The sequence below is a fragment of the Arthrobacter sp. ZGTC131 genome, from assembly GCF_002929275.1.
Taxonomy (GTDB): domain Bacteria; phylum Actinomycetota; class Actinomycetes; order Actinomycetales; family Micrococcaceae; genus Arthrobacter.
In genome coordinates, this window is the sequence record NZ_PJIK01000089.1 from 1 (window position 1) to 572 (window position 572).

Annotated in this window: 1 protein-coding gene; it reads left to right on the top strand. The window is 66.1% G+C overall.

Translation table 11 applies throughout. The features are described 5' to 3' along the window. Positions 1-572, top strand: a 572-nt coding sequence (locus tag CXQ90_RS21815) for an aconitase family protein (RefSeq protein ID WP_258064716.1), incomplete at both ends; no start/stop codon positions are given.

Sequence of the window (572 nt, forward strand, 5' to 3'; positions counted from 1 at the left end):
AAAGGTGAAGACGGTGCGCCGGATCTTCTTTACATCGACCTTCACCTCATCCACGAGGTAACGTCCCCGCAGGCCTTCGAAGGGCTGCGCCTCGCGGGCCGGAAGCTGCGGCGCCCGGACCTCACCATTGCTACCGAGGACCACAACACCCCCACCCTGGACATCGACAAGCCCATTGCCGATCCCATCAGCCGCACCCAGATCGAAACACTGCGCGCCAACTGCGCGGAATTCGGCGTCCGGCTGCACCCGCTCGGCGACGCCGAGCAGGGCATCGTGCACGTGGTGGGTCCCCAGCTGGGCCTCACCCAGCCCGGACTGACCGTGGTCTGCGGCGACTCGCACACCTCCACCCACGGCGCGTTTGGTGCCCTGGCCATGGGTATCGGCCCCTCCGAGGTGGAACACGTCCTGGCCACCCAGACGCTGTCGCTGAAACCCTTCAAGACCATGGCCATCAACGTTGAGGGAACCCTGCGCCCCGGCGTCACGTCCAAGGACATCATCCTGGCCGTGATTGCCAAGATCGGTACCGGCGGCGGGCAGGGCTACGTGCTGGAGTACCGGGGATC